The organism is Streptomyces sp. NRRL B-24572, from assembly GCF_002156145.1.
Lineage (GTDB): Bacteria > Actinomycetota > Actinomycetes > Streptomycetales > Streptomycetaceae > Streptomyces > Streptomyces vietnamensis.
The window spans coordinates 1-25,766 of sequence record NZ_MWIG01000030.1; the positions used below are offsets into that span (position 1 = coordinate 1).

The following is a 25,766-nucleotide window of genomic DNA, read 5'->3' on the forward strand; positions in this document are numbered from 1 at the left end:
TGGCACCGGGGACGCGGGCCACGGCCCGGGCGACGGTCGGCCCGCGCGAGCGGGCGCCGCATAATCGGTCGACATTCCTGATCCCGATAGGGTTGTCTGGGAGGCATGCCGGAACTGCGAACCGATCGTCTTCTGCTCCGTCGCTGGCGGGAGTCCGACCTCGAACCGTGGGCGGCCATGAACGCCGACCCCGAAGTCAGGGAGTACCTCGGGGACCTGCAGACGCGGGAGCAGAGCGATGCCGTCGCGGCCCTCATGCAGGCCGAGTTCGACGAGCGGGGCTTCGGATGGTGGGCGCTCGAGAAGCGGGCGACCGGTGAGTTCGTCGGCCGTGCCGGCCTGGACGTGGTGGACGGGACGATGCCCTTCACGGGGGTGGACGTCGGGTGGCGGTTGACGCGTTCGGCGTGGGGGCACGGCTACGCCACCGAGGCCGCCCTGGCCTGCCTGGCCTTCGGTTTCGAGGTCCTCGGACTGCCGGAGATCCTGGCGTCGACGACCGTCGGCAACCTTCGTTCCCAGGCGGTGATGCGCAGGATCGGCATGACCCACGATCCGGCGGACGACTTCGAGGACCCGAGCGTCCCCGAAGGACCGTTGCGCCGGTGTGTGCTGTACCGGACCCCGGCGGCGATGCGCAAGGCCTACCGGGTCACTTGACGACGGTCTGCAGGGCGAGGACCTCCTGGGTCTCCTCCCAGACGAGGTAGACGTTGACCCTCCCCGCGCCGCCCGCCACGTCCGCGGGGACGGAGAACGAGATCTTGGCGGACTGGCCGCACACCGGGCTGCTGCTCCTGGTGTCGAGGTAGACGCCGTTCGCGGTGAACGTGTCGACGAGGGTCCTCCGGCAGGAGGTCGAGCTCACGGACTTCTGCTCCCCCTCGATGCCCACCGCCCGGTTGTACCAGGTGATGGTGCCCTTGGTGTACGTCTGCCCGTAAGGGACGTCGAAGTCGCTGGTGGGGTAGGTGGAAGCGGCGGCGGGGGTCGCCGTGGGCAGGGCGAAGAGCAGTCCGGCCGTCAGACTCGCGGCGCCGAGCGTGGCGATGGCCTTCGTGGGCATGTCGTCTCCCGAGGTGTCGTCGCTGAACCGCCGTCCGACGGGCGGTCGGCGCGGCCCAGTCTCCCGGGAGAGCCGGGCCGGGTCCACAGGGCCTCCGGAGCCGGTGGTGCCGCCGCCCCTCAGGTCCCGGCGGTCGCGGTCCGCGCGATGCGTTCGAGGGTGGTGCGCATGCCGGCCCGGTTGAGGGCGACCCGGCGCTCGGGGTTCGTCCCGGCGAAGACCGTTCCCAGCAGGTCGGCGGCCTTGGCCCGGTGCCCGCCGGTCCGCAGGTCCTCCCAGAACTCGGTGAGACGGGTGCCCGAGCCCTCCGGTTCGAACCGGTAGCCCCAGCGGGCGATCGGCAGCCCGAAGACGCTGATGTCGAAGACGAACTCGCTGTCCGGACTCATCCGGGTCACCCGTCCCTGGGTCGGCCAGAGGAACGGCCCGCGCCGGTTGAACCCGATGAACCGGCTACCGGCCCGCGCCGGAGGCCGAAGCACCCATACGGACCGGCACTCCGGGCTCCAGCGCCCCATGTTCCTGAGGTCCGACACCAACCGGTAGACGGCCGCCGGCGGCGCGTCGACGACCGTGCTCTCCTCCAGGCTCCACTGCCGATCCATGGCCCGCTCCCTCGCACCGTGTGGGACTGCCGCCCACTTCCTACTCGCGGGTACGTTAGCGGGCGCGTGGGCCGCCTGTCTCCGGGGTTGGGACTCAGTCCTCGACGTCCTGCGGGTACCAGCGCAGTTCGACCGTGTTGCCGTCGGGGTCCTTCACGTAGACCGACTGGGCCGAGCCGCGTGCGCCCCAGCGCGGGACGGGGCCCTCCAGGACGTCGAACGTGCCGGAGTCGATGACCTCCTGCCAGTCGAGGGGGTCCACGACCAGGCAGATGTGGTCGACGTTGGACTCGCCCCTGGGGCGGGAGAAGAGGTCGATGACGGTGTTCTCGTTTATCCGCACGGACGGGAACGACACCTTGCCGGCCCGCCACTCCTCGACCCGCTCGGGCGCGAGGCCCAGGGCGCCGGTGTAGAACTCGAGGGCCTTGTCGACGTCGGTCACATTGAGCACGAGGTGGTCGAAGGCTTTGACTCGCATGATGGGTACATCACCTTTCCGGGGTCGGGTCTCGACTTGATGATCATGGTCACCGAGAAGGCCCTGATCAAGAGCCCCGGCCGACCCTGATCCGGACGGAACGGCTCCGGCGCCTGTTTCCCCGGCCGCCCGCCTCGTGTGGGGCGACAGCGCTCTGATGCTCGCTGACGCATGGTCTCACTGAACGGGGGCGCAGTGACAGAGGGGGCACGGGCGGGCGATGTCGTCGGCGGCCGCTGCCAGGATGAGCCGCTCGACGGCGACGGTGTCTACGGCGTCTCCGGCCTCTTCGGCAAACCGTGTCCCCGCCAGGAACCGATGAAGGCGGTGTGGGCCCCGCCGAACTGGTGGTGCACGGAGGAGAAGTGACCCCAGGGGAACCCGACACCACGTCAGATGTGCAGTTCGGAAGGGAACCCGGTCCAGCGCAGCTCGGCGGGGAGGTGGCCCGTGTCGTTGAAGAAGAGGACGGCCGGGGCCCGGCCGGGCGCGTAGCGCAGGACGGTCAGCGCGGCGTTGGCCTGGTTGATGCCCATCCAGCGCCCCTTCGGCGCGTCGAGGGCCTCCCGGACGAGCCAGGCGATCAGGAAGTTGTGCGTGACGACGAGCTCGTGACGCGGCTGATCGCCGTCGACGGGGCCGGTGAAGCGAGCGACGGCCTCCGCGGCAAGACCGGGGCCGTGTTCGCGCTCCTCCGCAGGGAACCGGGCCAGGAACCCGAGCATGGCGTCGGCCGACTCCGTCGGCAGCTCCTCGCGGCGCGGCACGTACGGGACGTAGTCGCCGGCCGCCGGGGACATCCGCAGGGGAACCCCGTCGAGCTGTTCGTGGACGAGCCGAGCCGTCTGCTCCGCGCGCGCGAGCGGGCCGTGGTGGATCGCCGTGAGCGGCGCCTTCCGGAGCCGCTCTCCGAGCAGAACGGCCTGGCGGCGGCCGCTGTCGGTCAACGTGCTCTCGTCCTCGGACGCTTCACCGTGGCGCGCCAGGTACAGGTAGCGGGCGGCGGTTCCCGTCATGCTCGGCTCCTTCGACAGGTTCGTGATCTTGCGAACGTCGGGAGGGACGTGCTTCGACACTGTGCGGTTCCCCCTGGATCCTCGGTCGGCTCGTCGCTTAACGTCCGGAGTGAAACGTGATCAGATGATGGTCAGTGGATTGCGAGCGGCTTCGAGGGGTGCTGTGGATCTCGGCTCTGTGTTCATCGCGGTGGCAGGTGTGGCAGGCACATTGGGCGGCTCGTTGCTCACCCAACGCGCCTCCGAACGGGCGAAGCGCCGGGAGATAGAGCTGGTCCGGGAGCACGAGGAGGGCAGCGAGAACCTGGCTCTCCGACGCACCAGTTATGTGGAGCTCAATCGGGACGCACGTCAGTTCACCACGGCGCTCAGCCAGTTCCTGCACGTCATGCAGGAACGGAGGGTCGAAGAGGCCGACCGCGCGGAGCTCGACGAGGCGAAAAGAACCCACCGAGACACGTACTCCCAAGCGCAGCTGATCGTCCCCGACGACGTGCTCGCCTGCGCGAGTGCGGTCAACAAGGCCCTGAACAGGGTGTACGGCCAGGTCAAACGCCTCGATCGGGAAGAGCCCAAACCCGGGGAGACGATCGCCACCGCCTTCGGCGCCCAGGCGGAGGTCTGGGAACTGCTGAAGAACCTGAGGACCTTGATGCGCCGGGACCTCGGGGTGGCCTCCGTGAGTGACGACGCGTCGGTGCGTCTCCCCACGCAACTGGCCGATCCTCGCATCTGACGTCAGTGCGCCCGGCGGCGCGCTTCTCCTCGACCCTCGACGACGAGAGCGGAAAGGCCCGGGGCCCGTTGCGCGGCACTGCCCCGGGGCCGACACGAAGGGACCAGGCCACGGTGACAGACCGTCATTCTCCCGCTTCGCCGACCGTGGTGCGGCTCACGGACTATACGAAGAGCGACCAGATCGAGATCCTCGGCGACAGCGCCGATCCCTTCGGCGTGGCGGACGCCGGACTGACCTGGCTGCCCAAGAAGGAGCATTTCGGCATCAGGCGGAACGGCCGCCTGGTCGCGCACGCCGGTCTGCTGCGACTCCCCCTGTCGATCGACGGTGTCGGGACACAGGTGGTGGGTGTCGGCGGCGTGGCCGTCGCCCCCGACCTGCGGGGGCACGGACTGGCGCGGGCGGTCGTGTCGGCGGCCCTGGACCACGCGCGGGAGATGGGGCCACGGTACGGGCTTCTCTTCTGCCGCCCACCGCTCGTCCCGCTCTACCGGCGACTCGGCTGGCGGACCGTCGAGCAGGACGTCCACGTCGAACAACCCGAGGGGCCCGTGATCATGCCGCTGCGGACGATGTGGACGCCACTGCGCGAGGACGCGAGTTGGCCGCCGGGAGAGGTCCGCCTGCTCTCGCTCCCCATGTGATCGCCACTCAGTCCTCACGGACCCCCGTTCTCGCCGGCCTGCGCAGCAGGTACGTGGCGGCCGAGGCGACCAGGAGCAGCATGCAGCCGGTGAACACCAGGCCCGCCTGTTCCAGGCCGAGCGGTTCGGACAGGAGGCCGACTCCGATGACCGGGATCGAGATGCCCGTGTAGGCGACCACGAACAGGGTCGAGATCACCGCCGCGCGCTGCTCCACCGGCGCGGCCGCGGCGACGGCGGACAGGGCCGCGCGGAAGGAGAGGCCCTGGCCGGCTCCGCCGACGACGGCGGCGAGGACCACGAGGGCGAGGAGTTCCGCGGAGAGCGCCCCCGCCAGGAAGGCCAGGCCGGCGAGGAGCACGGCGCAGCCCAGCGGCAGGGACCGGGACACTCCGAAGCGGCCGACGGCGAGTTGTCCGGCGGTGGAGGCGAAGAAGGCCAGCGCGACGATCAGACCGCTCACCGCGTGGTTGTCCACGTCCAGGTAGCGGGCCAGGAAGGCGGGGCTGACCGAGGTGAACACCCCGAACAGGGCGAACCCCGCGAAGGAGGCGATCGCCGCCGGCACGAACACCGGACGGACCTGCGCGGGCAGGGCCGGCCGTTGCGGCCGTACGGCGGTCAGGGGCCGCGGCTCCCGCACGGTCTCCGGCAGCCGCAGGAGGACGACGGCGGCCACGGACACCAGGGCGAGGTGCACGGCGAACGGGAGCAGCAGCGGCTCGGGGGCGTACTCCGCGAGCAGGCCCGCGAGCAGGGGACCGCAGCCGAGCCCGCCCATGTTGGCGGCCGTCGCCACGAGCGTCGCCCGGGACTGGCCGCCGGGCGGGGCGAGGTCCATGACGTACGCGGTGGCGGCCCCCGTGAACAGGCCGGCCGACAGGCCCGAGAGCAGCCGGCCCGCGTACAGCCATCCCAGTCCGTCGGCGGCCAGGAAGCAGATCGCGCTCGCCGCCGCGAACCCGAGTCCCCACAGCAGCGTCGGCCGTCTGCCGACCGTGTCCGAGGCGTTGCCCGCGAGGAGCAGGACGCCGATGACCCCGAACGCGTACACGGCGTACACGACGGTCACCGTCAGCTCGGAGAAGCCGAACTTCTCCTGGTAGAGGGGGTAGAGCGGCGTCGGCAGCGTGGTGCCGGTCATCCCCACGACGAACACGGCCCCCGCGAGCAGACACCGGAGCCACCCTTGACGATCACCCACCATGCCGCCGACCGTATCCCCGCCGCCCGTCTCCGCCCGGCGGCGCGACGCCCGCCGGCGGGTCGTCGACCGTGTGGCCCAAGGGGCCTCCCGCAGGAGGCGTTCGCCGCCTTCCGGGGCAGACTGTGCGCATGCACGGATGGACCCGATCGGGCACTGAACCCGGCCCCGCCCTGTACGGACGCCTGCGCGTCGAGACCGAAGACCTCGCACCGGCGCGCTGGCTCGACGAACGCCACCCCGGTCACGGCGACTTCGGCACCGTCGCCGGTGTCGCCGCCCCCGGTTTCCCGGCGTACGCGCGCGTACTGCACCCCGCGGGTCTCGACGAGGTCCCGGTCCGCTGGGACACCGTCGCCGCCGCCTACGGGCGGCGGGTCGAGGCGCTGACGAACTGGCACGAGGTGATCGGCGCGGAGCGATTCTACCAGAACCTGGGGGAGTACGGCCTGCCCGGCGTATGGGACGAGCACCCCGGCGAAGGCCCCACGCCCGGCGGTGTCGCGCGCGCCATGATCCCCGTCCTCGCGCGGCACACGACCACGCCGGAGCGGTGCTGGTTCGGGCTGTGGGAGGGGTACGGACGCTGGGACTGGCACGGGGTACCCACCTTTCCGACGCCCGAGAGGGACGAGATCCTGCTGTCCGGGACGCTGGCCGACGTCGTGTCCCCCGAACTCCTGGACGAGTTCGCCGAGCTCCCCGACCTGTGGTGGCCGCAGGACCGCGCCTGGTGCGTGGGCGGCGACGTCGACCTGGTGAGCACGTACGTCTGCGGATCCGAGGAACTGATCGCCGACCTGCTCGCCACGCCCGGCCTCGAGACCCACCGGGTCACGGCGACCGACAGGGTCGGCTGATGCCGACCGGACGACGCGGATCGCGGCGACCGGGTACGGAGGGGCTGCTCCTGCGCACGGGACGCGCCACGCTCGTGCGGTCGCTCTACCTGCTCACCGCCCCGGTGACCGCCGCGGCCGGACTCCTGCCCGCGCTCGGCGGACTGCTCGCCGCGACGGCCGGTCTGCTGCTGCCCGGCGGTTCACCGGCCGTGGCCCGCGCCCTGGCCCCGGCACGGTGGTGCGCCGACCTCGAACGGCGGCGCATCGCCCACGTGGGGCCGACGGCCGGGCGGACGAAACGCACCGGGCCGCGGTCGAGTCCGGAAGGGCGTACCGCCGCGCCCGCTTCCGGCCCGTGGCGTGAGGCGGCCCACGCGGTGGTGGCGCTTCCCGTCGCCCTGGTCATGTCCGCGGTGACCGCCCTCTGGTGGTCCGTCGGTCTCGCCTGCGTCACCTGCGTCCTGCGCTACGAGGACGCGCCACCCGGATCACTGCGCCCCCTGTCCCTGACCACGGGCGACGCCCCGTCCCACATCAGCGTGGGCCTGGGGCTGACGTCGCCGACGGACCGGGCCGTCTTCGGGACCGCCGTCGGTCTCCTGCTGCTCCTCACCCTCCCGCCGGTGACCCGGGCGTGCGCCACGGCGCAGGCCGGTCTCGGGCGGATCCTGCTCTCCGACGCCTCCGCCCTCCACCGCGGGACCGGCGGACCCGAGCAGGAGCGGGACACCGCCCGGGCACGGACCGTCGCCGCCGTTACGGCCGAGGCGGCCGCCCTGCGCCGGCTCGAACGCGACATCCACGACGGCCCCCAGCAGCGCCTCGTCCGCCTCGCGATGGAACTGGGGCGGGCCGAGCGCCACCTCGACAGCAGACCGGAGACCGTACGGGCGGCCCTCGCCGACGCGATCCTCCAGACCCAGGAGGCACTGGAGGAGCTGCGGGCGCTGTCGCGCGGCATCGCCCCGCCGGTCCTCGTCGACCGCGGCCTGCACGAGGCCCTCACGGTCCTGGCCGCGCGCTCCACCGTCCCCGCCGAACTCGACGCCGGCCCCCTCGACGGTCGCCCGGACCCCGCCGTCGAGACCGCCGCGTATTTCGTGATCGCCGAGACCCTCACCAACGTGGCCAAGCACAGCCGTGCGCACCGGTGCGCGATCGGACTGCGCCACAGCGGGGGAACCCTGAGGGTCTGGGTCACGGACGACGGGGTGGGCGGCGCGTCCCTGGACAAGGGACACGGACTGCGGGGGCTCGACGAGCGGCTGCGTGCCGCCGGCGGCCGACTGCGGGTGAACAGTCCCTCCGGGGGCCCGACGACGATCACCGCCGAGCTGCCGTGCTGCTGACACCGGACGGAGGGCAGCCCGAGCCGTCGGCGGAGCGCGCGGTCCGCGGTCCGCTGCGGATCGTCGTGGCCGAGGACTCCGTACTGCTGCGCGAGGGCCTGGTCCGCCTGCTCGTCGAGGACGGGCACGAGGTCGTGGACGCGGTCGGCGACGGCCCCTCCCTGGTCGAGGCGGTCCTCGCGCACCGCCCGGACGTGTCGATCGTCGACGTACGCATGCCGCCGACCCACCGGGACGAGGGCCTGCGCGCGGCGACCGACGCCCGCTCGCGGCTCCCCGGCGCGCCGATGCTGATGCTCAGCCAGTACGTGGAGGCCTCCTACGCGGGCGAGCTCCTCGCGGACGGTTCCGGCGCGGTCGGCTACCTCCTCAAGGACCGGGTCGCCAGGATCGAGGAGTTCCTCGACGCCCTGCACCGGGTCGCCCGCGGCGCGACCGTGCTCGACCCCCAGGTCGTCGCCCAACTGCTCGCGGAGCGGCGCCGCGACAGCGCGCTGGGCGCGCTGACCGCACGGGAACGGCAGATTCTGGCACTCATGGCCGAGGGCTGCTCCAACGCGGCCGTCGCCGGGCGGCTGGGTGTCTCCGCCAGCGCGGTGGAGAAGCACATCGGAAACATCTTCGCCAAGCTCGGCCTCCTGCCCGACGACGCCCACCACCGTCGGGTGCTTGCCGTCCTCAGCCATCTGAGGGGCTGACGGCGGTCCGTCGCCGGAGACCCGGGGGTGGGGCTGTCCACACCCCGGGACTCCGGCCTGCTCCGGTGACCCGCCGCCGCTCGTCGGCGACGGTGGTCCGCATGACAGCAGCACCGCACCGCGCGGACTCCACAGCCCCGTCGCGATCGGCGACCCTCCCCGGTCGCGCGATCGCGGCCCTCGCCACCGCGGCCCTGGCCCTCGTCGCCGCCTTCGTCCTCGCCCCGCGCACACGGGCGGCGAGTGGTCCGGGAGACGACTTCGGAGAGGCGGGAGAACTCGCCGGGGCCTTCCGGGAGGCGTTCGTCGCGTACTGGAACTCCGGTGAACGGGCCCTCTCACCGGACTTGGACCGGATCGTCGACCACTGGTTCCGCTACCACCTCGCCAAGGCCGTGATCGCCGCGATGGCACTGATCGTGCTCGTCGTACTCGGCGTGTTGCTCTGGAAGGCCTTCCTGAAGGCCGATGGCCCCGGGGCGGGGAGAAGACTCTCCCTCGCCGCGGCCGGCGTGCTCGCCACGTTGCTCGCGCTGCTCTCGCTGGCAGCGGTGGCGGCCAACATCCAGGGGGCGACGGCGCCCTTCGCCTCTCTCCTGCCGATGCTGCCGACCGGCGCGAGCGACGGTGAAGTCGCCGACGTACTCGCTCGGATCAGACGAGACCTGGCCGTCGTCCCGCGCGCGGGCGACCAGGAGCCGCCCGCGCTCGACGTGATGATCGGCGACTTCGCCCGCTACCACGTGGCGATGGCCGTGATCGCCGCGATCGTGGCGGTCGGCCTCGTCGTCCTGGGCGTGTCGGCGTGGAGGCGATTCAGGAGGACGGAGCCGGCCGACCGGCGGGCGCGGCGCACGCTCGGGTCGTTCGGTGTCCTCGCGGTGCTCGCGTCACTGTTCGCGATCGTCGTCGCGGTGGCGAACACGAGCACAGCGGTCGATCCCCGACCGGCACTTCTGGCCTTCTTCGAGGGCGGATGGTGACGTACGTGCTCAGCCCCGGTCCCGGTCGAGGACCTCAAGGAGGCGCGAGACCAGGGGATTCCGGTCGTCCTCGCGCCAGGCGACGGCGACTCGTGTGCGGGTGGCGCCGCGCACAGGCCGGCGATCCGGCCGTACAGCGGCGGGCCGACCGTACGAGGAAGGAGTACGAAGGGGCAGTCCGCCAACTGCTCGACCCGCACGGTCCGTTGCCGCGCGAGAGGGTGCGCGGACGGCAGGACCGCCGCGAACGGTTCGGTCGGCACGGTGGCGAAGCCGAGCTCCGCGTCGTCGGCGGGGGGCTCGCGCAGCAGGCCCACGTCGGTGCACTTTCCACGCAGGAGTTTCCCGCCCCGCCGGGGTGAGGGCGACCCGCCCGGGCTCGCGGCTGAACAGCGCGTGACCGAAGCGGAGTTCCTCGGCGAGCACGACGAAGGCGTACAGCTGCGCGAGAGGAAGGTCAGGATGACCGGATTCGACTGCACCGCGATGGCGATCTCCGAGGACGTGGTCGAGCAGGCCGAGCCGTGCCTGCGCACCATCGAGGCCGCGCTGTCCGAGGCGAAGCACGCCTTCGCCGATCCGCCGCGATGCTCGTGTGCGGGCTCGCCGACCCCCGTATGAAGACCGAGATCGAGGTGTACGCGCGACGGGCCGCCGCGTGAGAGGCGCTCAGTCCAGCTCGTCGGCGCGCAGGGCGAGTGCGAGGAGGCCGGGGAAGCGGGCGTCGAACTCCTCGCGGCGCAGCCGGTTGAGCCGCTTGGGCCCCTGATCGCGCTGTTCGACGAGACCGGCGCCGCGCAGGACGGTGAAGTGGTGGCTCTTCGCCGCCCTGCCGACGGGCACGTCGAAGTTGCTGCAGCTGAGCGTCCAGTCGGGCTGGGCGGCCAGTTCACGGATCAGCTGGATGCGCACGGGGTCCGCGAGCGCGGAGAGCGCGGTGAGGAGGGCGACGTCATCGGGGTGCGTGTGCACGGGCGCCGCGCGGTGGCCCGCGCCCCCAGCCTGCTCCGGCATTCCGCTCACTCCTCCGCCGATATGTGCTTGCTCAATGTTCGGTGACCATCATACAGTGCGAGTGTTCGCTTCCTGTTGAACACTTCTTGGAGGGTGGTTCGTCCATGCGCGCGATCGAGTTCCACGAGTACGGCGGTCCCGAGGTCCTGCGGTTCGTCGAGGCCGAGACACCCCGGCCGGGCCCGGGCCAGGTGGCCATCGACGTCGCCTGGGCCGGAGTGAACTTCGCCGACGTCAAGGCCCGCACGGAGGGATACCGGGTCGCCGAACTGCCCTACCGGCCCGGCCTCGAGGTCTCCGGCCACGTCCGCGCCCTCGGCGAGGGAGTGGACGGCCTCGAAGTGGGCCAGGAGGTCGCCGCCCTCGTCGGCGGCGGCGGATATGCCGAGGTGGTCCTCGCCGAGGCCTCGACCGTCTTCGCCCTCCCCGAAGGCCTCGACCTGCGGACCGCGGCCACCCTCCCCACGGTCCTGCCGACCGCACACGCCCTGATCCACGAGGTGGGGCGGCTGCGGGCGGGGGAGAGCGTGCTGGTGCACGGCGCGGCGGGAGGCATCGGCACGGCCGTCGGCCAACTGGCCCGTGCGGCGGGCGCGGGGGCGGTGTACGGCGTCGCCTCCACCGAGGCGAAGGCCGCGTACGCCCTGAAGTACGGCTACGACGAGGTCTTCCGGCCCGACACCTTCACCGAGGACGTCCGGCGGGCCACCGGCGGCAGGGGAGTCGACCTCGTCCTCGACCCGATCGGCGGCGACACCCTGCGCTGCGGCCTGGACGCCCTGGCCGCCTTCGGACGCCTGGTCTCCTTCGGCAACGCCGGCGGCGGCGCGCCGTGGCAGGTCGGCCAGCCCGAACTGTACGGCCAGGGCCACTCCGTCGCGGGCTTCTCCGTCCTGACGCTCGCCCAGACGGCACCCGCCGCCGCGCGCGCCCTGACCGAACGCGCCCTGCGCGCGGTCTCCGAAGGGGCGGTGACCCTCCCCGTCACGGCCGAGTTCCCCCTGTCCGAAACGGCCGAGGCCCACCGGCTCCTGGGCGGACGCGGTTCCACGGGCAAGCTCCTGCTGCGGGTGAAGGACTGACCGCCTCCGCCGGAGGCCACCGCGAGGCGGAGGCCTCCAGGTCGGCGATGCTGCCCGCATGACGGATTCACAGCTGGTGGATCCAGGCGATGACCAGCACGATGCCGGCGGCGGACGAGAGCAGCAGCGCGAGCACGGGGCCCGCTCCCACCTTGCGGCCCCACATCCCGCCCGCCAGGCGGGCGTGCAGACCGCCCAGCAGCCAGAGTGCTCCCAGGCCGGCGGCCGCGAACGGCAGGGCGACGAGGAAGTGCACGACCCACGCCCCGGCGAGGCTCGGGCCGCCCCAGGAATGGTCGTAGGGGCCCTGGTCGACGAGGCCGTAGAGCACGCCACGAAGGACGAACAGGACCTCGATGCCCACCGGTATGAGGGCGAGGAGACCGAGCGGCACGCACAACAGCGCGTGCGCCAGCAGTCGCCACGTGCCGGGTTGCCGGGCCGACGACAGCGCTGCCGACTGCTGCCCGGCGGCCCGGGCCCACCAGGCACGCGCCCGGTCCGCACGCCCGGCCGCAACCGCCCCCAGCGTCACCACGGAGGCCGGCAGCAGTGCTGCGGCGTACCCGGCCCGGCTCGCGGCTCGTGCGGGGGCGACACGGGAACCGGGCCCCGAGGACCGCTCGTTGCGGGCGCGCCGCGACACAAGGAATGACATGACCTCTCCCCGTTCTCGTGATCGTCGGCCGTCGCCGACGCACGGAAGGGTAGGGAGGGGGCGCCGTCGACCACGTCACACCACGGTGCCGAGCCGGCCTCGTACCCGAGTAGGGGGTGGGGCCGGGCGGCGGAAGGGCCGGGCCGTCCGTCCGAGCCCCCGGTGCGCGACCCGCGGTCAGTCCTGGCGGCGGAGGTCGAGCATGCAGAAGACCTTGTCGTAGCGGCGTTCGCCGACGGCGACGAAGTCGGGCAGCCGGCCGTACTCGATGAAGCCCAGAGATCGGTAGAGGTGCAGGGCGTCGGCGTTGTCGCCGCGGGCGTCCAGGGTGAGCACCTCGATCCCCGCCTCCCGGGCGTCGGCGATCAGGGCGGCGGTCAGCGCTCGGCCGACGCCGCGCCCTTGGGCGGCGACGTCCACCGCGAGCTTCTCGAGATCGGCGTGCGGCCGATGGGTCGGCCGGGCGTAGCGGAGCCAGTACCCCAAGCCGACGATCCTGCCGTCGAGGCGGGCCACGCGGAGGGCCGCGTCCCCGGCACGTACGGCGGCGAGGACATGGCCCAGAAGCTCCGCCACCTCGTCCCGCGAGGGCGGCTCGACCCAGCCCAGCGCGGCACCTCCACGGACCAGGTCCGCGAGGATCCGGTGGGCCGACTCCGCGAACCGTTCCCCCGGATCCGGATCGGAAGTGAGCTCCAGGGCGTCGAGGACGGTGGTCTCGGCGGTCGTGTCGCGGGGCGGTGGCGGCGTCATGATCAATAGCCTAGCCACCCCGCGGACCGGCCCGAGTCGCCGCCGCGGACCTGCCCGCGGCGGCGACTCGGCCGGATCACTCGCCGGAGTCGATGGTGGGCTGGCGCAGCTGCACCTCGGCGCCGGTCTGCTTGAAGGACTCCGCCGACACCGGAACGAGCACCGCGTCACGGTGGAAGTCCCGCAGGTTCGTCGACCCGCAGCTGATCATCGTCGAGGTCAGCTTCGCCCGGGTCCGCTCCACGTTGTCGTACAGGCTGCCCGCGTAGGGCACATAGCCGTCGACGCCCTCCTCGAAGACCATCTGGCCGCGCTGGCCGTACCGGGCCGCGTTCTGCGCGCGCCGCGAGCCCTCACCCCAGTACTCCTTGTACCACTGCCCACCGATCTGCAGCTTCCGCGACGGGCTCTCGTCGAGCCGGGCGAAGTAGCGGCCCAGCATGATGAAGTCCGCCCCCATCGCCAGCGCCATCGCCATGTGCGAGTCGTTGAGCAGACCGCCGTCGCAGCACAGCGGTACGTACACCCCGGTCTCCTGCGCGTAGGCGTCGCGCGCCTCGACCACGTCGAGCAGCGCGGAGGCCTGCCCGCGGCCGATGCCCTTCTGGGCCCGGGTGGTGCAGATGGCCCCGCCGCCGATCCCGACCTTCACGAACGCCGCGCCCGCATCGGCCAGATAACGGAAGGCCCGTCCGTCCACGACGTTCCCCGCACCGACGTGGACGTCGTCCCCGTACGTCTCCCGGGCGAACTCGACCGTCCTCGCCTGGTACACGGAATAGCCGTCGGAGGAGTCCAGGCACAGCACGTCCGCACCGGCCTCCACCAGGGCGGGAATACGGTCCTTGAAGTCACGGGAGTTGATGCCGGCGCCGACCCGCAGCCGCTTCTCGCCGTCCACGGTCGCCCGGTGGTACGTCTTGTGGGCCTGGTAGTCCCTCTTGAGGACCAGGGAGACGACCCGGTCGTCCTCGATCACCGGAAGAACGTCCAGATGGTGCTTCCAGATCAGCTCGTTCGCCTCGGACAGCGAGACCGTGGCCGGCGCGGTGACCAGGCCGTCGCGGCCCCGCATCCGGTTGCCGGCGGCCTCGGAGGCTCCGTGACGCTCCAGGTGGAAGTCGTCGAGGCTGATGATCCCGAGGAACGCGCCGTCGGCCTCCCCGCTCTGGGTGACCACGGCCACGCCCTGCTCGGTGTCGGCCAGCTGCCGGGAGACCTCACCGAGAGGCGTCGTCGGCGCCACGGTGACCTCACTGGTCCGGAAACCGGCCTTGTGCCGCTTCACGGCCAGCACGTCCGCGGCCTGGTCCTCGACCCGCTGGTTCTGATGGATGAACGACAGCCCGCCGACCTGGGCCAGGGCCACCGCCAGCGTCGGTGACGACACCGCCTGCATGATGGCGCTCACCATGGGGGTGGCGAGCCGGATTCCCGGCTCCTCGCCGACCCGGTGACGCACCAGGGGCGCCCCGAGATCCACATTGTCCGGTGTGCAGTCTTCTGTGGTCAGGCCGGGGATGAGGAGGTACTCACTCAGCGTACGAGAGATCTCGGGAAGGATTTTCACATCGTCTCCAGCGAGGAGCCTGCGCGCCGGGTCGCGGCGGATGGGCGAGGCTCGAACGGTCGGTGCGGATCGATGCCGGCCGGTTGCGCACTGTCGGAAGGAGGCGCTCTGTAATGTGGAGAGCGGGCGCGCCCGGCGGGGGCAGTGCTCGCACGCGCGGCCGCATCGACAGCGAAGGCGCGACAGATCCGAATCCGGCGGTGCTGCACAGGCGTTGACTTCCATGACGCCATACGTGATCTTAGCGCACCGCTCGTGTACGCCCGTTCGGGAGCCGGACCCGGCACGCGACGCTCACGAGCGGACGAACACGGCCACGTCGTGGCGTCGCCCCGCTCATGAGCCCCGGCCGGTTGCTCGTCGTCGTGGACACGGCTCAGTGGACACGGCTCATGGGACCGATCCTCACACGCGCCGTCCGGCCGAGGGCAGGCCGGACGGGCACGGTTGAGGATGTGTGGGAAACGGGGGAGGGACGCGGGCTACTTGCCGCGTCCCTCGTCGCGGTCCCGGGGCGTGTCGGGGATGTCGTCGGCCTCGACGTCGATGCGCTCCTTGCGCACCTGGCCGGTGACCGTCTCCTCCTCGGTGACCTCGTCCGTACGCAGACTGACGCGCTCGACCGGGACGGCCCGCGTCTCGATCACGGGGCGCTCCTCGTGGAGGGTCACCTCGTGCTCGGCCGCGGTGATCTCGGGCCCGGACAGGGCCTGTTCCCGGTTGGCGTCAGTGATCGGCTCGCGTTCCACGCGAACTTCCTCGTGGCGTACCGGTACGGTCTCCTGGACCTCCTCGGTGACGACGTACTTCCGCAGCCGGACGTGCCCGGTCTCGACCCGCTCGGTGCCCACGTGCATCTGTTCCTCGGACCGGGTCATCGCGTCGTCGCCGGCCGGACGGCCCGTACGCGCCGTCCCCCGGTCCGTCATGCTCTCGGCGCCTGCCATGCCTTCGGTGCCCGTCCTGCCGGCCGCGCCGGCGGTGCCGTGCGCCCAGCCCCCCTCGCCGGGCCGGTTCGCCCGCTGCCAGGCGTCGTCCCAGGCGATGCCGTAGTACGCGTAGAGACGCTGCTCCTCGCTCGCGTCGAGATGGCCTCCGCGGTCGACGTCGACGCGCGGAGCGTCCTTGATCCTGTCCTTGGGGTAGGGAACCTTCAGATGATCGTCGACCATGGAGGCGTCCTTGATCGGGACGAAGGATTCGCTGGTCCCGAACAGCCCTGTCTTGACGGTGACCCATGCGGGGCGACCCGTGGCGTCGTCGACGAACACGTGCCGGGCTTCGCCGACCTTCTTGCCCTCGGTGTCGTACACGGGGTGATCCAGCACGGTGGGGATCTGCTCCTTGGCGATCATGTTCACCCTCCTGGCGTCGTCGTGGTCGCCCTGCGGCTAACCGGAGAAAGGAGCGGCGACCCCGTAAACCGCCGTTGATTTGGTTGATTGATCCCTAGTTGATCCTTGAAATGAAGGGAGTTGCTCGTTTCGCCGCTCAGGGCGCTCTCAGCCCGTGTGACGGATGCGGAGGCGATCGGGTGCCGCCGGGTCCCGATCCGCGACGTGGATGGGCGCCCACGTCCATTGCCACACGCCGATGCCCGGTGTACGGGAGAACCGAATCGGCCCGCGGGTGCCCTCGACCGCCACGCGCGGCCAGGACCCGGCGACACCCGGCCGGTCCGTGCCCTGGGAACGCAGCATCGAGGCGAGGACGGTGACGGTGTCCCAGCCCTCGAAGGCGACGAACGAGGGTGCTTCGCCCAGCCGTTCGCGGAGCTCCTTCGCGACGCGTTCGCCGAGCGGACCGAGGTGCTCGGGCAGGTAGCGCAGGAACGGGATCCCGGTACCGTCCTCGCCCAGTGCCGAGGCCCATGCGGCGAACTCCGGCTGCCCGGCCGGAGCGCCGATCAGCAGCTCCGCGAGCCGCCGGTCGCCCCGGACGGCCCTGACGATCGGCACCGCCGGCTCCGGAGTGCCGACCAGCAGGAGGAGCGCCGCCGCGTCGTGCTCGACGAGCGCCTCGCACAGGGCCTCGGGGGTGAGGACGTTCGCGTCGAGTTCGACGACGGTGCCGCCGTGGGGAGCGAGGTGCTCCCGCAGGACGCTGGTCCCGGAAGCCCAGTAGACGCTCGGCTGGGTCGCCACGGCGATCCGGTGCCGGCCCTCGGAGAGGAGGAAGTCCGCGAAGATACGCCAGCCGCGGGACTGGGCCGGGGCCAGGCGCGCGACCCACTCCGTCGGCTCCTCGGTGAGGCCGTCGAGCACCGCGGACGAGCAGAGGAACGGCACGCCGAGGGCGTCGGCCCGGGCGGCGGCGGCGCGGGCGACGACGCTGTGGTACTCGCCCACCACGGCGGCCACGCCGAGGCCGGCCAGTTCGTCCACGGCCGCCGCGGCCCGCTCCGGATCGGCCGCGGTGTCCCGGACCAGCAGCTCCAGGGGCCTGCCGTCGATCCCGCCGGCCTCGTTGACCTCGTGCACGGCCAGGTCGAGCCCCGCGAGCAGGTGTCGGCCCGCCTCGACCCAGCCGGGCCGTGTCAGCGGGACGAGAGCTCCCAGGCGGATGGGCGACCCGTCGGTGCGTTCCACCGCGGACGGTGAGGATGGCGTGATCATGCCGGTCATTGGAGCCACTGCCGTCGCCCGTGGCAACCGATTATTCGTCCGTCGTGCCGCCGGGCCTCGGCGCTGGGGAGGGCGCCCGTCTCGTCCGCGCCGGGGAAGGCCTCGCGGACGAGGCCGCGGACGTACTCCGTGATGACGGCGGTCGCGGCGACGCGTTCCTCGTCGGTCGGGTCGGACGGTCCGGCGAACATGGCCCGGAACAGGGCGGGGCGGTCGAGTGCGAACCGGACGCGGGCGACGGAGACCGCGGCGAGGTCCTCGGGCGTCGACGGTGCGGGGTGGGCCGCGGCCAGGTGCTGGGCGAGCTCGCGGTGGCCCTCCGCGGCGACCGCGGAGACGAGCGCGTCACGGTCCTCGTAGTGGCGGTAGGGGGCCGTGGCCGACACGCCCGCCCGGCGGGCGACCGCGCGCAGCGCGAGCCCGGCGATGACGGGCCGTCCCGCCGACGACCGCACCCGGGCCCGCGAGGCCTGCTTCCTGGACCTGGCCGAGGACCTCGTGAGGACCAGCCCCATCCCGCTGATGCTGACCGGCGGCATCACCCGGCGTGCCACGGCAGAGACGGTCCTCGGCAGCGGTGTGGCGGTCGTCGGGATGGGCACCGCCCTCGCCGTCACCCCCGATCTGCCCGACCGCTGGAAGCGCGACCGCGAGGCCGAGCGGCAGATGAAGCCGGTGACCTGGCCGGACAAGACCCTCGCCTCGGCCGCCGGCGTGGCGGCGGTCCGCCACCAGATGCGCCGCCTCGCCCGCGGAAGGAACCCCAGGCCCGGCACCCACCCGGCGATCGCCCTCCTCTCCGAGTCCCGGAAGCAGCGGGCGGCCCCGCGCGGCTACCGCGCCTGGCCGGCCGCGTCGCGGACCGGCGGCGGCCGGGGAGCCGTCGCCCGGGGATGAGGGCGGGGCACGGCGCCCGGACATGGGAACCTCCAGGCCTGTCCATGCGTTCCGGAGGGCGACCGACTTGATCGTTTGACGTGTGACACGGCGGCGTGCCGCCGTCGGGGGAAGTGAGCAAGCCATGGCCATGGTGGGCCTGTTCTGGATCGCCGAGGGCGACGTGTACGTGGGCGCGAAGCCGTCCGGTCAGGCTCCCGGGGTACGTCTGACCCCCGACGGCGTGCTGGCCCTCGGCGACGGACAGTCCGGCCTCCACCTCTGGGAGGGCGTGCGCGCCCTGACGGTGGCGGACGTCCCCGTGAAGTCCTTGAAGCGGCAGGTCGGCGTCGTCACGGACGTGGCCCTGGACATGGTGATGAACCTGGCCATGACGGTGGGCCCGGGCCGGCTGGGCGAGGCCCCGCCGCTGATGACGCTGGGCCTGGAATCGCACGACGGCGAATACGAGATGAAGGCCTACGTGGCCGCGGCAGTCGGCTACTCCCCGACGGAGGTCGATCTCTCCCGGGCCCTCCTGTCCCGCCTCACGGAGGGCGCCGCGACGATGGCCACGACGCTGGCGGCCATGTCCGAGTGGGGCCGCGCATGGGAGGGCGGATCCCCTCGCGGGGCACAGCGGGAGGAGCTGCTGCGGCGGTGGGTGGGCTAGGCATAAAACTGCCGGACGACCCTGTTCCGCCGGGCGGGGCCTGGGGCCCGTCCGCCCCTTCGTGCCGGATCATGGCCGGTGGAAACACCGGGTTGCGCTTGTACCGGAGGCGGGGATCATGGAATGGAGAGCAGGGATTCGACGCCTGCCGAAGGCGCCCCGCACCAGGGATGTGCGGACCCGTCCGCGTGCGGGTCGGCAGTCGTCTCCCGGCCGGTCCGAAACGACGGCTCGGGCCGCCGGTCCACGTCGTGCTCCACCACGCATCCGCATCGGCCGGCATCGACCGCACTCCCCCTCAGGAGGCGCCATGACCGTACCCGACGATCCACTCGGCGCATGGACGGGTCGGTTGCTCCGGCTCGGCGTCGGCATCTCGCCGGACGACGCCCGGAAATTCGTGCACGACCTGTACGCACAGGCCCAGTCCGACCTCGACGACGAGCGGGCGAAGGCCGATTTCGAGCGAGAGGAGTGAACCCGGGCGAGAGCCGTCGTGGACCTGGGAACAGCTGATGGCCCTGCCGCAGGAACGGAGTTCCACATGACCGAGGCGCAAGCGTGGGGCGATGACGTCTACCAGCCCGACGGCAGCGAGGTCCAGGACGACGTGGGTGTCCTGGACTACGAGGACACCCTGGAGGGACCGGTCGGCGACCCGCTCGACACGGGGTACTCGCCGCCGGAACGGCCCCTCGGAGCCGAGCACGCAGGAGTGACCGCGGCCGAACGGCAACGGGGCGAGTCCCTCGACGAGCGCCTGGCGGAGGAGGAGCCCGAGCTTCCCCTCCTCGAGGGCGACGGCCTCGGCGACACGACGGACACCGACGGCGAGCTGCTGGACGACCAGGTCGGCGGCCGGCGCGCGGGTCGTCTGATGTCCGAGGACGAGGGAACGCACTCCGTCCGGGCGGAGCTGAACGCCCGGGACCTCGGCCTCGACGGCGGCGCCGCGTCCGCCGAGGAGGCCGCGATGCACATCATCGACGAGGAATGACCCCTGAGGGGCGTCAGCTCGCCCCCGGATTGCGGACCGCCAGGAGTGCCGCACCGATGTCCGCCGTCGCCCGCGGATCGGAGAGGGACCGGCCGGTCAGTTCCTCCACGCGCCGCAGGCGGTAGCGGACGGTGTTGGGGTGGACGAACAGGCTCCGAGCCGCGGCGCCGGCCGAGCCGGCGGCGGCGAACCAGTGCTCCAGGGTGCGAAGGAGACGGGACCGCTCCGCGGCCGGAAGATCGAGCACCGGACGGAGCACCACCTCCATCAGGTGCGTGGCCTCGGCCGGAGCCGCGGCGACGACCATGGCCAGCGGGTTGTCGTCGAAGCGGGCCACGCCGGGGCCGGTGCCCTCCAGACCGGCCAGGGCGAGACGGGCGAAGCGCAGGGCCTGCGGCGTGTCCCGCAGCGAGTGGAAGCGCGGACTGAAGCCCACACGGGCGCGCGTCCGGCGGAGGATGCGCAGGCAGGTGGTCTCCGCCGATGCCGTGGGCAGGGCGATCAGGGCGAGTTGCTGGTCCGGCAGAAGCCTCCAGGCGGAGGGAAGGTTCGCCTGGCGCAGTGCCGCCTCCGCCCCGGTGAGCGGCTCCTCGCCGGGAGCACCCGCCTTCGCCGCGGCGACCGCGTAGGGCCCGTGCTCGGGCAGTTCCAGTTCGCGGGCGGTCTCCCACAGGGTGCGGTCGGTGACGATGCCGGTGAACAGCGCCTCCACCAGGGCGGAGCGCCGTGCCTGTCCCTGTGCGGTGAGTTCGGCGGCCGCCTCCCGGTAGGCCACCGCCACGGCCTCGGAGTACAGACCGGACAGGGCCCAGAACTCCGTCGACTCCGACAGCAGGAGATCGCCGGAGACCTCGGGGCGCGTGCGGGCCTCGGCGAGGATCTCCGTCCACAGGAACTGCGAGCCGATCCGGTACGCGTGCAAGGTGTCCGCCAGCGGAACTCCCTGCTCCGCGCGGAGCCGCCCCGTCTCACGGGCCGAACTCGCGTCCGGAGTGCCTCCGAGGCGGAGGTGGCTGAGGATGAGGTCCGCGTTGGCGGTGCAGGAGTGGCGCAGCGAGTCCAGGGGGATCAGCGATTCCTCCTCGTACGCCTCGACATGCGCGCGGATGCGCAGTGCCATGCGCTCGCCCAGTTCCGGAAGCCTCGCCTGAAGCGCCTGCGCCACGCCCGAAAGGATCATCTGCGCAGCTTAACGCCGCCGGATTGTCCTCAAGGACAATCCGGAAGGCCGCGCGTTGTCCCGTCGGCCATAGGACGCGGCCGTATATGACTGCAAGATGCCGACGGTGTAAACATTCGGCGATTCCGTGTAACGGAGGCGGGTCATGGCCAATCTGGCAGGGTTCCTCGTGGAGACGGCCGGGCGGCAGCCCGAGCGCCCCGCGCTGCGGCTGGGTGAGCAGGTCATCACCTACGCGGAGCTGGACGAGCGCAGCGCCCGTGCCGCCGCCCTGCTCCGGTCCCAGGGCGTACGGCCCGGCGACCGGGTCGCGCTGATGCTGCCCAACGTCCCCGAGTTCGTCGTGCTGTACTACGGCATCCTCCGCGCCGGAGCGGTCGTCGTGCCGATGAACCCGCTGCTGAAGACCCGGGAGACCGAGTTCCACCTCGCCGACTCCGGCGCGGTACGGCTCTTCGAGTGGCACCAGGCGCCCGGCGAGGGCGCCCAGGGGGCGGCCGCCGCAGGCGTGGCGCACACCGCCGTCGAACCCACCGCGTTCGCCGCGGCGCTGGCCGGGCAGGAGCCGCTGGCCGGGGTCGCCGACACGGACGACGAGGACATGGCCGTCCTGCTGTACACCTCCGGGACCACCGGCCGCCCGAAGGGTGCCGTGCTCTCCCATGGCGGGCTGCGGCACAACACCGAGGTCAACAGCGTCCACATCCAGGAGATGACGCCGGAGGACGTGGTGGTGGGCTGTCTGCCGCTGTTCCACATCTTCGGGCAGATCTGCACCATGAGCGCGGCCGTGCGCAGCGGCGCCTCCCTCGTCCTGATCCCGCGCTTCGAGCCGGGGGCCGTCCTGGCGGCCATCGCCCGTGAGCGGGCCACCGTCTTCGAGGGGGTGCCGACCATGTACGCGGCGCTGCTGCAGCACCCCTCGGAGACGGACGTCTCCACGCTGCGGATGTGCATCTCCGGCGGCGCGTCGCTGCCGGTGGAGATCCTGCACGGCTTCGAGCGGCGCTTCGGCTGTCCGGTCCTGGAGGGCTTCGGCATGTCCGAGACCAGCCCGGTGGTCACCTTCAACCACCCCGACCGGCCCCGCAAGGCCGGCTCCATCGGCACCCCCATCCGGGACGTCGAGGTGCGGCTGCTCGACGACAAGGGCCAGGACGTGGCCCCCGGCGGGATCGGCGAACTGGCGGTCCGGGGGCCGAACCTGATGAAGGGCTACTGGAACCGCCCCGAGGAGACGGCGGCGGCCATCCCCGACGGCTGGCTGCGCAGCGGCGACCTGGCCCGGGCGGACGAGGACGGCTATCTGTACATCGTCGACCGCAAGAAGGACATGATCATCCGCGGCGGTTACAACGTCTACCCGCGCGAGATCGAGGAGGTCCTCCACGAGCACCCGGCCGTCGCCCTCGCCGCGGTGGTCGGCGTCCCGCACCCCGAACTGGGCGAGGAGGTCGCGGCCGCGATCGTGCTCCGCCCCGGCGCGCAGGTCCTCCCCGACGAGCTGCGGGAGTACGTCAAGGACCGCGTGGCGGCCTACAAGTACCCGCGCCGGGTGTGGCTCGTGGACGCGCTGCCGCTGGGACCGAGCGGCAAGATCCTCAAGCGGGAGATCACCGCGCCCGTGGAGTGAGGGCCTCGGAACGCGACGTGCCCCGCCCCCTTCTGGCCGCCGACCGGGTCAGTAGGGGGCGGCCGCGTTCTGTTCGGCCCAGCGCCGTTCGGCATCGGAGCCGCCCGGCGGAGGGACCAGACCGTTGATCATCCAGAGCTCTTCGCTGGTCTCGTCGACGTGGAACTCCCAGTGGAGTCCGGCGTGCCGTTCGAGGTGGGGGCGGAGCATCTCCCTGATCCAGAGGGCGGTCCGGCGCCTGCTGTCCTCGTCGGGGTTGCGCCGGGCGATGTGGTCGATGGTGATGCGGACCCCGGCCGGGGTGGGCTCCCCGCCGACGTAGAAGTCCTCGGGCCGGGTCTCCCGGAAGAGGGTGACCACGTAGAAGCGGGGCAGGCCGACCTTCTCGTAGTGGTCCGCGATCGACGCGGCGAGCCGGTGCTTCTCGTCGTCCGAGAAGATTCCCGGTGTGTGGTGAACGGTCCACAGGGGCATGGCGGTTCATCGCTCCTTCCTGAGTAACGATCTCGTTAGTCAGATGCAAGCACGCCAGGGCTGAGTAACGCAAGCATTAGTTATACTGAGTCGATGGCGATGAGGTTCGAGAAGCGACTGAGCGACCGGGACGCGTGGTCGATCGGTGAGGGGTGCTCGGCCGGCCGGGTGCTGGACCTGCTGAGCACCCGGACGGTCTTCATGGTCGTACGGGAGTGCTTCTACGGCACGACCAGGTTCGAGGACTTCGTGGCGAGGATCGGTACCTCCGCGCCCTCGGTCTCCCGCGCGCTCAAGCAGCTGGAGTCGGCCGGGGTCGTGACCCGCACCCCCTACCAGGAGCCGGGGAAGCGCGTACGCGACGAGTACCGGCTGACCGGGGCCGGCGAGGACCTGCTGCCGGTCTTCCTCTCGCTGATCCGGTGGGGAGACACGTACCTGCAGGACGGCCGCCCGCCCCTGGCCTTCGTCGAGGCCGACAGCGGCCGTCCGCTGAGCGTCCGCGTGACCGCCGATCCGGCACCGGATCCGTCCTCCGACGACATCGAGATCCGCCTGCACCCCGCCTGGCGTCGCGACTGAACGACGGGCCGCCGTGACGCGGGGAGCCGTACGGGGTTCAGTCCGTGCGCTTCCTGCCGTGGAGGTGGAGCGAGCGCAGGGCTGCCTCCAGGGCGAAGCGGTGCTCGGGGTCCAGGAGCCGGTCGCCGAAGTGGTTGTCGAGGTTCCGCAGGCGGTAGCGGACCGTCTGGGCGTGGACGCCCAGCATCTCGCCGACCTGTTCGGCGGGGGCCCGGGTGGAGACGTGGACGCGCAGGGTCTCGACGAGGCGGTCGCGCCGGGTGCCGGACAGGCCGTCGAGCGGGGCCAGTTCGCGCCGGGCGAGCTGGTCCATGAGGGCCGGGTCGGACAGCAGCCACAGGGTCGTGAGGTGCTCCTCGCAGCGCACGACGGGTGCGTCCGCCACGATGCCGTCGTCGATCAGCTGGAGGATCCGCCGGGACCAGCGCAGCGAGTGGGCGGCCTGCGCGGTCGGCACGGTCAGCCCGAGGACGGCGGGCGTGCCGGACAGGGCGTCGTCGAGCATCGCGAGGCGCTCGCCGGTCAGCGGGCCGGGGACCAGGAGGTACGGGTGCGGAAGGCCGGGGTCGGCGAGGACGTCCCGGTCGAGCCGGGACGGGACGAGGCCGGTGGCGGGCGGCCGGAGGGCGACGACGGTGCACTCGGCGGGGAGCTGCCAGGACGCCTCCCGGCAGAGCTCGGCGATGGTTGCCCGGGGCAGCGGCGGGCCGGCGACGACCAGGTGGAGCAGCTTCCTGCGCAGCGCGGCCACGTCGGAGACGGCCCGCGCCTGGACGGTGACGTACCCCTCGCGGGAGAGGGCCTCCAGCTCGTCCACGTACGCGAAGAGGGCGTCCGCGAAGGCCAGGATGAGGGTGGGGGAGAGGTTGTAGGTGCGGCCGATGCTCTTGGCGCGGCGCAGGGCGATGCGCGCGCCGAGGCGGTAGGCGCCTTGTAACGTGTCGAGGTCCCGGCCTTCGTACGCCTCCACCCGGCCGAACTGGCGCAGGAGTTCGTCGCGGAGGGCGGACTTCGTCCCCGGGTGGTCGACCCGGTCCACGAAGGCGGACAGGGCGTGCTCCACGCCCTGGCGGATGGCGTCGGAGTGGGGGCCGTTGAAGAGGTGGGCGTAGACCGGGTAGGCCCGCTCGATCTCGACGCCGATCTCCTTGATGAGCCCCGGGATCTCCGGTCTCATCAGCGCGGCGAACTCTCTGGGCAGCGGATCGAGCGGCTCACCGAGCGCCGGTGACTGTGCGATGGAGGGCATGAACCGATCCCTTGCTCTGCTACGCGACCGGTGGGGGGAGCCGCACGGCGGCGCCCGACCTGGAGTGGTGGGCGCCGCCGTGGCCGTCAGGTACGTACCGATGTGGACGGCTGAAAGCTAGGACAACTGTTGTGTGCTGTACACAACTTGAGCAAGAGTCAGGTCGTCCGGGAGGGCGTACGCGGCCGAGTCGGCCGGTAATCACCCCTGAGTGGCCGTTAGTTGACGGCGGAGTGCCAGGCCTGCGAGAAGACCTTTCCGGCGTCGGGGGCGAGGAGGCCCGGGGCGAAGAGGCCGGTCAGGTGGGTCTGGGTGTCGTTGAGGACGAGCTTGTTCTTCCCGGAGGCGGCGGGCAGCCCCGTCTTGAGGTTGACGGCGCCGTTGACCAGGCCGAGTCCCAGGCCGCAGCCGCTGGCGCCCGGGACGGCGAAGGTGTCGTCGTACTGGGTGGAGCCGAGGAGGTCGAGGCGGCTCAGGTCGCCCTCCTCGTTCGCGGAGCCGTCGCCGTTGAAGCGGTCGACGCCGAACTCGGGCCCGTTGAGGTTCCGCGGGCGCAGCAGGATCGGGCTGGACTTCGTCCCGATGTAGCAGTTGTCGCCGAGGAACGGGTTCTGCAGGTGGATGCGGACCGGGATGGTCACGATCGGCTGGTCGGTGAGGACGCCCGCGATCTGGTCGAAGGCCGAGGGGGTGCCGACCGACTCCATGGTGGCGGTGATCTTGTTGAGGCTGGCGTCCGACAGCTGCCGGCAGATGTCGGACGCCAGCCTCAAC

At 72.1% G+C, this 25,766-nt stretch carries 30 protein-coding genes and 3 pseudogenes; 16 read left to right on the forward strand and 17 right to left on the reverse strand.

The window, feature by feature from the left end:
• Positions 1-105: 105 nt before the first annotated feature.
• Entirely contained in the window at positions 106-660 is a 555-nt protein-coding gene (locus CCN56_RS01790) for a GNAT family N-acetyltransferase (RefSeq protein WP_086822574.1), read from the forward strand.
• On the opposite strand, the gene CCN56_RS01795 is transcribed toward CCN56_RS01790, so the two are convergent.
• From CCN56_RS01795 to CCN56_RS01805, 3 genes are all read right to left on the reverse strand, one after another.
• Positions 653-1,066, reverse strand: coding sequence for a hypothetical protein (locus tag CCN56_RS01795; RefSeq protein ID WP_143664402.1), 414 nt, complete (start codon positions 1,064-1,066; stop codon positions 653-655). The two genes, CCN56_RS01790 and CCN56_RS01795, sit on opposite strands and share 8 nt — an antisense overlap.
• A gap of 119 nt (positions 1,067-1,185) precedes the next feature.
• Positions 1,186-1,671, reverse strand: coding sequence for an SRPBCC family protein (locus CCN56_RS01800; RefSeq protein WP_086822580.1), 486 nt, complete (start codon positions 1,669-1,671; stop codon positions 1,186-1,188).
• A 94-nt stretch (positions 1,672-1,765) separates the two neighbouring features.
• Complete coding sequence (locus CCN56_RS01805; RefSeq protein ID WP_086822583.1) at positions 1,766-2,152, reverse strand: VOC family protein; 387 nt, start codon at positions 2,150-2,152, stop codon at positions 1,766-1,768.
• Positions 2,153-2,347: 195 nt separating this feature from the next.
• On the opposite strand from CCN56_RS01805, the gene CCN56_RS42870 reads away from it, so the two are divergent.
• Positions 2,348-2,521, forward strand: coding sequence for a hypothetical protein (locus tag CCN56_RS42870; RefSeq protein ID WP_179199638.1), 174 nt, complete (start codon positions 2,348-2,350; stop codon positions 2,519-2,521).
• 23 nt (positions 2,522-2,544) lie between these two features.
• Here CCN56_RS42870 and CCN56_RS01810 read toward each other — a convergent pair whose 3' ends face one another.
• Positions 2,545-3,168 (reverse strand): histidine phosphatase family protein, encoded by a 624-nt coding sequence (locus CCN56_RS01810; RefSeq protein ID WP_086822637.1) that lies wholly within the window; start codon positions 3,166-3,168, stop codon positions 2,545-2,547.
• A 163-nt stretch (positions 3,169-3,331) separates the two neighbouring features.
• Between CCN56_RS01810 and CCN56_RS01815 the strand changes: the two genes are divergently transcribed.
• Positions 3,332-3,904: a hypothetical protein gene (locus tag CCN56_RS01815; RefSeq protein ID WP_256961660.1), complete on the forward strand. Its 573-nt coding sequence runs from the start codon at positions 3,332-3,334 to the stop codon at positions 3,902-3,904.
• Positions 3,905-4,017: 113 nt separating this feature from the next.
• Positions 4,018-4,551 carry a GNAT family N-acetyltransferase gene (locus CCN56_RS01820; protein ID WP_256961661.1) on the forward strand — a complete coding sequence of 178 codons (534 nt, stop codon included), beginning with the start codon at positions 4,018-4,020 and terminating at the stop codon, positions 4,549-4,551.
• 7 nt (positions 4,552-4,558) lie between these two features.
• On the opposite strand, the gene CCN56_RS01825 is transcribed toward CCN56_RS01820, so the two are convergent.
• Entirely contained in the window at positions 4,559-5,758 is a 1,200-nt protein-coding gene (locus CCN56_RS01825) for an MFS transporter (RefSeq protein WP_086822588.1), read from the reverse strand.
• Positions 5,759-5,886: 128 nt separating this feature from the next.
• On the opposite strand from CCN56_RS01825, the gene CCN56_RS01830 reads away from it, so the two are divergent.
• The 4 genes from CCN56_RS01830 (at position 5,887) to CCN56_RS01845 (ending at position 9,627) form a co-directional block, all read left to right on the forward strand.
• Entirely contained in the window at positions 5,887-6,615 is a 729-nt protein-coding gene (locus CCN56_RS01830; RefSeq protein WP_086822591.1) for a hypothetical protein, read from the forward strand.
• Positions 6,615-7,946: a sensor histidine kinase gene (locus tag CCN56_RS01835; protein WP_086822594.1), complete on the forward strand. Its 1,332-nt coding sequence runs from the start codon at positions 6,615-6,617 to the stop codon at positions 7,944-7,946. The genes CCN56_RS01830 and CCN56_RS01835 overlap by 1 nt, the downstream gene beginning before the upstream one ends.
• A 53-nt stretch (positions 7,947-7,999) precedes the next feature.
• Positions 8,000-8,644, forward strand: coding sequence for a response regulator transcription factor (locus tag CCN56_RS01840; RefSeq protein ID WP_086822641.1), 645 nt, complete (start codon positions 8,000-8,002; stop codon positions 8,642-8,644).
• Between the two features lie 101 nt (positions 8,645-8,745).
• The gene (locus CCN56_RS01845) at positions 8,746-9,627 is read left to right on the forward strand and encodes a hypothetical protein (protein WP_086822597.1); all 882 of its coding nucleotides are present in this window, start codon (positions 8,746-8,748) and stop codon (positions 9,625-9,627) included.
• Between the two features lie 164 nt (positions 9,628-9,791).
• Here the strand turns inward: CCN56_RS01845 and CCN56_RS01850 are convergent.
• Positions 9,792-10,109, reverse strand: a pseudogene (locus CCN56_RS01850) (LysR substrate-binding domain-containing protein); the annotation flags it as partial.
• Here CCN56_RS01850 and CCN56_RS01855 point away from each other — a divergent pair.
• On the forward strand, positions 10,024-10,248 hold the full coding sequence (locus tag CCN56_RS01855) for a hypothetical protein (protein WP_373412806.1): 225 nt from the start codon (positions 10,024-10,026) through the stop codon (positions 10,246-10,248). The pseudogene CCN56_RS01850 and the gene CCN56_RS01855 sit on opposite strands and share 86 nt — an antisense overlap.
• Positions 10,249-10,296: 48 nt before the next feature.
• Here CCN56_RS01855 and CCN56_RS01860 read toward each other — a convergent pair whose 3' ends face one another.
• Positions 10,297-10,641 (reverse strand): helix-turn-helix transcriptional regulator, encoded by a 345-nt coding sequence (locus CCN56_RS01860; RefSeq protein ID WP_086822600.1) that lies wholly within the window; start codon positions 10,639-10,641, stop codon positions 10,297-10,299.
• Between the two features lie 104 nt (positions 10,642-10,745).
• On the opposite strand from CCN56_RS01860, the gene CCN56_RS01865 reads away from it, so the two are divergent.
• On the forward strand, positions 10,746-11,723 hold the full coding sequence (locus tag CCN56_RS01865; RefSeq protein WP_086822603.1) for a zinc-binding dehydrogenase: 978 nt from the start codon (positions 10,746-10,748) through the stop codon (positions 11,721-11,723).
• A gap of 67 nt (positions 11,724-11,790) precedes the next feature.
• Here CCN56_RS01865 and CCN56_RS42460 read toward each other — a convergent pair whose 3' ends face one another.
• From CCN56_RS42460 to CCN56_RS01895, 6 genes and pseudogenes are all read right to left on the reverse strand, one after another.
• Positions 11,791-12,381 carry a hypothetical protein gene (locus CCN56_RS42460; protein ID WP_143664403.1) on the reverse strand — a complete coding sequence of 197 codons (591 nt, stop codon included), beginning with the start codon at positions 12,379-12,381 and terminating at the stop codon, positions 11,791-11,793.
• A gap of 177 nt (positions 12,382-12,558) precedes the next feature.
• The gene (locus tag CCN56_RS01875) at positions 12,559-13,134 is read right to left on the reverse strand and encodes a GNAT family N-acetyltransferase (RefSeq protein ID WP_086822609.1); all 576 of its coding nucleotides are present in this window, start codon (positions 13,132-13,134) and stop codon (positions 12,559-12,561) included.
• A 76-nt stretch (positions 13,135-13,210) separates the two neighbouring features.
• Positions 13,211-14,704 (reverse strand): IMP dehydrogenase, encoded by a 1,494-nt coding sequence (locus tag CCN56_RS01880; RefSeq protein WP_086822614.1) that lies wholly within the window; start codon positions 14,702-14,704, stop codon positions 13,211-13,213.
• A gap of 482 nt (positions 14,705-15,186) precedes the next feature.
• Positions 15,187-16,059 (reverse strand): DUF2382 domain-containing protein, encoded by an 873-nt coding sequence (locus CCN56_RS01885; RefSeq protein WP_086822617.1) that lies wholly within the window; start codon positions 16,057-16,059, stop codon positions 15,187-15,189.
• A gap of 147 nt (positions 16,060-16,206) precedes the next feature.
• Positions 16,207-17,319, reverse strand: a complete 1,113-nt coding sequence (locus tag CCN56_RS01890) for an ABC transporter substrate-binding protein (protein ID WP_086822644.1) — start codon at positions 17,317-17,319, stop codon at positions 16,207-16,209.
• 92 nt (positions 17,320-17,411) lie between these two features.
• Positions 17,412-17,753 (reverse strand): annotated as a pseudogene (locus CCN56_RS01895) (TetR/AcrR family transcriptional regulator); the annotation flags it as partial.
• On the opposite strand from CCN56_RS01895, the gene CCN56_RS01900 reads away from it, so the two are divergent.
• From CCN56_RS01900 to CCN56_RS01910, 4 genes are all read left to right on the forward strand, one after another.
• On the forward strand, positions 17,704-18,225 hold the full coding sequence (locus tag CCN56_RS01900; RefSeq protein WP_256961662.1) for a hypothetical protein: 522 nt from the start codon (positions 17,704-17,706) through the stop codon (positions 18,223-18,225). The pseudogene CCN56_RS01895 and the gene CCN56_RS01900 sit on opposite strands and share 50 nt — an antisense overlap.
• A 124-nt stretch (positions 18,226-18,349) precedes the next feature.
• Positions 18,350-18,877 (forward strand): hypothetical protein, encoded by a 528-nt coding sequence (locus tag CCN56_RS01905; protein WP_086822620.1) that lies wholly within the window; start codon positions 18,350-18,352, stop codon positions 18,875-18,877.
• Between the two features lie 310 nt (positions 18,878-19,187).
• Positions 19,188-19,355, forward strand: coding sequence for a hypothetical protein (locus tag CCN56_RS42875; protein ID WP_179199639.1), 168 nt, complete (start codon positions 19,188-19,190; stop codon positions 19,353-19,355).
• Between the two features lie 66 nt (positions 19,356-19,421).
• Positions 19,422-19,874 carry a DUF5709 domain-containing protein gene (locus CCN56_RS01910; RefSeq protein ID WP_086822622.1) on the forward strand — a complete coding sequence of 151 codons (453 nt, stop codon included), beginning with the start codon at positions 19,422-19,424 and terminating at the stop codon, positions 19,872-19,874.
• A 13-nt stretch (positions 19,875-19,887) separates the two neighbouring features.
• On the opposite strand, the gene CCN56_RS01915 is transcribed toward CCN56_RS01910, so the two are convergent.
• Positions 19,888-21,039 (reverse strand): CdaR family transcriptional regulator, encoded by a 1,152-nt coding sequence (locus CCN56_RS01915; RefSeq protein WP_086822647.1) that lies wholly within the window; start codon positions 21,037-21,039, stop codon positions 19,888-19,890.
• A gap of 160 nt (positions 21,040-21,199) precedes the next feature.
• Between CCN56_RS01915 and CCN56_RS01920 the strand changes: the two genes are divergently transcribed.
• On the forward strand, positions 21,200-22,687 hold the full coding sequence (locus CCN56_RS01920) for a long-chain fatty acid--CoA ligase (RefSeq protein ID WP_086822625.1): 1,488 nt from the start codon (positions 21,200-21,202) through the stop codon (positions 22,685-22,687).
• 48 nt (positions 22,688-22,735) lie between these two features.
• Here the strand turns inward: CCN56_RS01920 and CCN56_RS01925 are convergent, their stop codons facing one another.
• Positions 22,736-23,161, reverse strand: coding sequence for a tautomerase family protein (locus CCN56_RS01925; protein WP_086822628.1), 426 nt, complete (start codon positions 23,159-23,161; stop codon positions 22,736-22,738).
• 93 nt (positions 23,162-23,254) lie between these two features.
• Here CCN56_RS01925 and CCN56_RS01930 point away from each other — a divergent pair, with 93 nt between their 5' ends.
• Complete coding sequence (locus CCN56_RS01930; RefSeq protein ID WP_086822630.1) at positions 23,255-23,743, forward strand: helix-turn-helix domain-containing protein; 489 nt, start codon at positions 23,255-23,257, stop codon at positions 23,741-23,743.
• Between the two features lie 37 nt (positions 23,744-23,780).
• On the opposite strand, the gene CCN56_RS01935 is transcribed toward CCN56_RS01930, so the two are convergent.
• Positions 23,781-24,992: a helix-turn-helix domain-containing protein gene (locus CCN56_RS01935; protein ID WP_086822634.1), complete on the reverse strand. Its 1,212-nt coding sequence runs from the start codon at positions 24,990-24,992 to the stop codon at positions 23,781-23,783.
• A gap of 218 nt (positions 24,993-25,210) precedes the next feature.
• Positions 25,211-25,766 (reverse strand): annotated as a pseudogene (locus CCN56_RS01940) (hypothetical protein); the annotation flags it as partial.

Coding starts and splice junctions, on each gene's coding strand:
- CCN56_RS01790 (WP_086822574.1), top strand. CDS start 106: ATGCCGGAACTGCGAACCGATCGTCTTCTGCTCCGTCGCTGGCGGGAG.
- CCN56_RS01795 (WP_143664402.1), bottom strand. CDS start 1,066: ATGCCCACGAAGGCCATCGCCACGCTCGGCGCCGCGAGTCTGACGGCC.
- CCN56_RS01800 (WP_086822580.1), bottom strand. CDS start 1,671: ATGGATCGGCAGTGGAGCCTGGAGGAGAGCACGGTCGTCGACGCGCCG.
- CCN56_RS01805 (WP_086822583.1), bottom strand. CDS start 2,152: ATGCGAGTCAAAGCCTTCGACCACCTCGTGCTCAATGTGACCGACGTC.
- CCN56_RS01810 (WP_086822637.1), bottom strand. CDS start 3,168: ATGACGGGAACCGCCGCCCGCTACCTGTACCTGGCGCGCCACGGTGAA.
- CCN56_RS01825 (WP_086822588.1), bottom strand. CDS start 5,758: ATGGTGGGTGATCGTCAAGGGTGGCTCCGGTGTCTGCTCGCGGGGGCC.
- CCN56_RS01830 (WP_086822591.1), top strand. CDS start 5,887: ATGCACGGATGGACCCGATCGGGCACTGAACCCGGCCCCGCCCTGTAC.
- CCN56_RS01835 (WP_086822594.1), top strand. CDS start 6,615: ATGCCGACCGGACGACGCGGATCGCGGCGACCGGGTACGGAGGGGCTG.
- CCN56_RS01845 (WP_086822597.1), top strand. CDS start 8,746: ATGACAGCAGCACCGCACCGCGCGGACTCCACAGCCCCGTCGCGATCG.
- CCN56_RS01860 (WP_086822600.1), bottom strand. CDS start 10,641: ATGCCGGAGCAGGCTGGGGGCGCGGGCCACCGCGCGGCGCCCGTGCAC.
- CCN56_RS01865 (WP_086822603.1), top strand. CDS start 10,746: ATGCGCGCGATCGAGTTCCACGAGTACGGCGGTCCCGAGGTCCTGCGG.
- CCN56_RS42460 (WP_143664403.1), bottom strand. CDS start 12,381: ATGTCATTCCTTGTGTCGCGGCGCGCCCGCAACGAGCGGTCCTCGGGG.
- CCN56_RS01875 (WP_086822609.1), bottom strand. CDS start 13,134: ATGACGCCGCCACCGCCCCGCGACACGACCGCCGAGACCACCGTCCTC.
- CCN56_RS01885 (WP_086822617.1), bottom strand. CDS start 16,059: ATGATCGCCAAGGAGCAGATCCCCACCGTGCTGGATCACCCCGTGTAC.
- CCN56_RS01890 (WP_086822644.1), bottom strand. CDS start 17,319: ATGATCACGCCATCCTCACCGTCCGCGGTGGAACGCACCGACGGGTCG.
- CCN56_RS01905 (WP_086822620.1), top strand. CDS start 18,350: ATGGCCATGGTGGGCCTGTTCTGGATCGCCGAGGGCGACGTGTACGTG.
- CCN56_RS42875 (WP_179199639.1), top strand. CDS start 19,188: ATGACCGTACCCGACGATCCACTCGGCGCATGGACGGGTCGGTTGCTC.
- CCN56_RS01910 (WP_086822622.1), top strand. CDS start 19,422: ATGACCGAGGCGCAAGCGTGGGGCGATGACGTCTACCAGCCCGACGGC.
- CCN56_RS01920 (WP_086822625.1), top strand. CDS start 21,200: ATGGCCAATCTGGCAGGGTTCCTCGTGGAGACGGCCGGGCGGCAGCCC.
- CCN56_RS01925 (WP_086822628.1), bottom strand. CDS start 23,161: ATGCCCCTGTGGACCGTTCACCACACACCGGGAATCTTCTCGGACGAC.
- CCN56_RS01930 (WP_086822630.1), top strand. CDS start 23,255: ATGGCGATGAGGTTCGAGAAGCGACTGAGCGACCGGGACGCGTGGTCG.
- CCN56_RS01935 (WP_086822634.1), bottom strand. CDS start 24,992: ATGCCCTCCATCGCACAGTCACCGGCGCTCGGTGAGCCGCTCGATCCG.